A 4,303-nucleotide genomic window follows, 5' to 3' on the forward strand; every position below is an offset into this window, starting at 1 on the left:
TCTTCGTGGCCGGCGCGCTGCTCTGCGCGCTGGCGCTCGCGCTGATGCCGCTGGCCGCCTCGCTGTGGGCTGTCGCGCTGCTGCGCGTGGCGCAGGGCGCGGCCTACGCGGCGCTCGCGCAATCGATGCTGCTGGCCTGCTGCCGCGCCGCGCCGCCCGCGCTGCAAGGCCGCGTAACCGTGACGGCACGCGGCGCGATGGTGCTCGGGCAATTGCTCGGGCCCTGTGCCGTGCTGGCCGTGCTGCCTTCCCTGGGGCCCGCCGCCACGCTGTGGCTGACCGCGACGATGTTCGTCGCCGCGGCCGCCGTGGCACGTCCCGGCGTGGCCCTGTCCTCCTCCTCCGTGACCGAATCGAGGTAATCGCCATGCCATCCCTTTCCTTGCCGCCGGCCACGTCGGCGACGCCGTGCGCGTGCGCGGCCTTCGTCGACGGCTCGGCTGCCGAGCGCTTTCGCATCGCGCCGCTCGATCGCCGCCTGCTCGAACAGTATTTCAATACTTGGTGCCGCGAGACGGGTCGCTTCGACCCACGCGTGGCCGACGGACAGTTGCCCGACGAATCGGTGCGCGCCATCGCGCGCGACTGGCGTGAACGGGGGCACCAGCTCGCATGCGTGAGCTTCCCGCACGACGGCAGCACGGTGGTGGTCGCGCTCGACCGGTTTTCCGGGATTGGTTTTCATCGGCTCGCGCCCTATGCGCTGTGGTGGTCGCCGCAACACGGCGCGCAGCCTTGCGAGGGACCCGCCGTGTTCGCCGAGGCGATCGCCCAGGCGCTCGCCGTGCGCGCCGGTCTCGATGCGCAGGGCTGGCCCACGCAGTTCGCCGCCCTGATGCACGACAGCATCGAGCGCGTGCGCGGTTTTCATCGCGACGTGCCGCGCGAGCACGCACGCGCGCTCGCGGCGGGTGCCGCCTGGCCCTCGCCGTTCGTCGAGGCGGAGCAGTCGCTGCGCTTCGGCCATGCCTTTCACGTCACCTCGAAAGCCACGAGCGGTTTCGACGATCACGATGTGGCCGCCTACGCACCCGAGCGACGTGCCGCGTTCCGATTGCACTATTTCGCGGTCGCCTCGCGTCGTTTCGAGAGCCGCTCGATCGACCGCGCGCAGCCGCCAATCGACCCGGAGGCGATGCACGCCGCGGCGGCCCTGCTAGGCGAGAGCGAGTACCGGCTGTTGCCTTGCCATCCCTGGCAGGCCGGCTGGCTGCTCGCGCGCGAGGACGTGCAGGCGATGCTGAAGACGCGCGACCTGATCTCGCTCGGTCCGATGGGCGAGCTGGCCTGGCCGACCTCGTCGGTGCGCACGGTCTGGCTGCCGCGACAGCGGCGCTTCCTGAAGTTGCCGCTCGACGTGCGGATCACCAACTTCATCCGCAACAATCCGCCCGAGCAGGCAGCGCGCGCGCTCGACGCGAGCCGCTACCTGGCGTGCCTGCCACGCCGCTATCGGCAGTCGCCCGGGTTCGAGATCCTGCTGGACCATGCCCATGCGGGCCTGGCGACGGCCGACGAGGCACTGCGCGCGAGCAGCCTGGTGATCTACCGCGAGGCGATGCGCGACGATGCCGGCGACCAGGCGCGCGTGCTGGCGAGCGTGGTGGAGGAGCGCCCGGACGGCGGCACCCTGCTGCAGGCGCTGCTGCGCGAGGCGCTCGGCGAGACGCCGTCGCCGGCGCGGTTGGCCGCCTGGTGGCGCGCCTACCTCGACGTGATGCTGTTGCCGATGCTGCGCCTGTTCGCGCACGAGGGCGTGAGTCTGGAGGCGCATCTGCAGAACGCGATGGTCGCGTTCCGGGCCGGCTGGCCCGCGCGTGGCTACGCGCGCGACATGGAGGGCGCCAGCATCAGCCGCGCGCGATGCCGCTTCCCGGACCGGCTCGATGCCGCCAGCCCGGCGCTCTACGACGAGGAGGTGGCCTGGAAACGCTTTCTCTACTACGTACTGGTCAACCAGGTCGGCCACCTGGCGGCCAGCGTCGCGCGCGCCGGTTACGGCGACGAGGCCACGCTGTGGCGGCTGACGGCCGAAGCCTGGGCGGACAGCGGCGAGCCGGCGCTGCTCGCCTTGCTGGCCGAGCTGGTGCGGCGTCCGGGCTTGCCGGCCAAGGCCAACATGTCGAGCTGCTTCGGCCGTCACGGCGAATTGCCGGCCTGGGTAGAGATTCCCAATCCCCTGTTCGGCACGGAGGTGCGAGCATGATGCATGCCGAATTCGACGCGCTGGTCGACAGCGACGCCTATCGCGACGCGGCGCGGCGCGTGATCCGCCAGTTGTTCGAGGCGCTGCTGTTCGAGGAGCGGCTGCCGTTGGCGCGGCGCGATGGCGCGCTGCTGAGCGTGGCGGCGACCGATCCTCAGGGCGCGGAGGTGATCTATCACTGCCATGTGCAGCGCAGCGTCTCGTTCGCGCGGCTGCGGGTCGTCTCGCCGGTACGGCGGCGCTGCGGCGCCGAGGATGCCCCGGCCCTGGACGTCGCGCGCGTGATCGCCGAGCTGGCCGGCCAGTTGGCGGCCGAGCCGGCGCGGCTCGCGCAATTCGCCACGGAACTGCTCGCGACCCACGTGAAGGATGCGCAAACGCGTATCGCCCGGCAGGGCCGCCTGCTGCGCGATGCCGATTACGACGAGACCGAGGCCGGACTGACCGGCGCGCATCCTTACCACCCGACCTACAAGTCGCGGCTCGGCTTCACGCTCGATCACAATCGCCGCTATGCGCCCGAATGTTCGCCCGGCGTGGCGCCGCTGCTGCTCGCGGTACGCGTCGACCAGGCACGCTGGGCTGCCGGGCAGGCGGTCGAGGCGCGCGATCCGCGCACGCTGCTGGCCCCCGCCGAACGCGCCGCGTTCGAGCTGCGGCTGACCGGGCTCGGCCTGGATCCGGCCGATTACCTGCCGCTGCCCGTGCATCCGTGGCAGTGGGAGATGGTCGGGGAGACGGCGTGCCATCCCGCCCGCGCGCGGCGCGAACTGATCCCCGTCGGGCCGATGCAGGATCGCTATCGCCCGCAGCAGTCGATCCGCACGCTGGCCAATCTCGAGCGCCGCGACGCACCTTCGGTGAAGCTCGCGATGAATCTCGTCAATACCTCGACCTCGCGCGTGCTCGCGCCGCACACGGTCTGCAATGCGGCTCCGATCAGCGACTGGCTGGACACACTGGTGGCGAGCACCGAATGGGCCGCGCCGCTGGCGCGGCCCGTGATCCTGAAGGAGATCGCGGGGGTCGCCTATCTGCCGCCGACGCCGGCGGCAGGCCAGTACGGCGCGCTCGCCTGCATCTGGCGCGACAGCATCCACGCGCACCTGGTCGAGGGCGAGCGCGCCCTGCCGATGACGGCGCTGCCGCAGCCCGATGCCGATGGGCACCTGCTGGTGGCGGAGATGGTGGCGCGCCACGGCATCGAGGCCTGGCTGCGTCGGCTGATCGAGCGCGCCTGGCTGCCGGTGCTGCACCTGCTCTGGGCGCACGGCACGGCGCTCGAGTCGCATGCGCAGAACATGGTCCTGATCCTGGTCGACGGCCTGCCCGAGCGCGTCGCGCTGAAGGACTTCCACGACGGCGTGCGTTTCTCGCGGCAGTGGCTGAGCGGGCCGCCGCCGGTGCTGAGCGCGCCACCCGCCGAACATGCCGCCGTCAACCCGAATTCCTTCGTCGAGACCGACGACGCCGACGAATTGCGCGATTTCACCTGCGACGCATTGTTGTTCGTCAACCTGGCCGAAGTCGCCTGGGCCTTCGCGCAGCATCTCGATTTCGACGAGGCACGCTTCTGGGCAATCGCGGCCGAGGCGATCCGTGCACATCAGGCGCGCCATCCCGCGCTCGCGGCACGGTTCGCGCTGTTCGACTGCTTCGCGCCCACCCTGCAGATCGAGGAACTGGCGAGCCGCCGCTTCCTGCCCGAGCTCCGGCTGCGCACGCGTGCCGCGCCCAATCCGCTGGCGCAGGCGGTGCAGGCATGACGGCCCCGATGCTGAAGGCCTCGCTGGGCGATCCGGCGGACGGCCCGCGATTCGGCGTGTTCTGCTCGACGCCCGCGCCCCTGACGATCGAACTGATCGCCGCGGCCGGCTACGACTTCGCGATCGTCGATCTCGAGCACACGCTGATCGACGGCGCGACGCTGACGGCGATGCTGCTGGCCGCGCGCGCCTCGGGCCTGGCCGTCCTGGTACGGGTGGCGGCCCTGGCGCAGGTCGCGCCGGCGCTCGACCAGGGCGCGCAGGGCATCGTGGTGCCGCGCGTGCGCTCGATCGAGGAGGCGCGCCGGGCCGTGCTGGCCGCGCGTCATGC

At 71.7% G+C, this 4,303-nt stretch carries 3 protein-coding genes and 1 pseudogene; all 4 read left to right on the plus strand.

Translation table 11 applies throughout. The annotated features are described in order from the left end of the window. Positions 1-362: pseudogene (locus F3J18_RS35750) on the plus strand (MFS transporter); the annotation flags it as partial. A gap of 5 nt (positions 363-367) precedes the next feature. Continuing rightward, a complete protein-coding gene (locus F3J18_RS35755; RefSeq protein WP_166916830.1) occupies positions 368-2,206 on the plus strand; it encodes an IucA/IucC family protein in 1,839 nt (612 codons plus the stop codon). Further along, complete coding sequence (locus F3J18_RS35760) at positions 2,203-3,972, plus strand: IucA/IucC family protein (protein WP_166916832.1); 1,770 nt, start codon at positions 2,203-2,205, stop codon at positions 3,970-3,972. The genes F3J18_RS35755 and F3J18_RS35760 overlap by 4 nt, the downstream gene beginning before the upstream one ends. Beyond that, on the plus strand, positions 3,969-4,303 hold a 335-nt coding region (locus tag F3J18_RS35765), incomplete at its 3' end, for an aldolase/citrate lyase family protein (RefSeq protein WP_240156500.1). The genes F3J18_RS35760 and F3J18_RS35765, both read left to right, overlap by 4 nt.

Origin of the sequence: Burkholderia sp. Ax-1720, assembly GCF_011753035.1 — a bacterium.
GTDB lineage: Bacteria > Pseudomonadota > Gammaproteobacteria > Burkholderiales > Burkholderiaceae > Burkholderia > Burkholderia gladioli.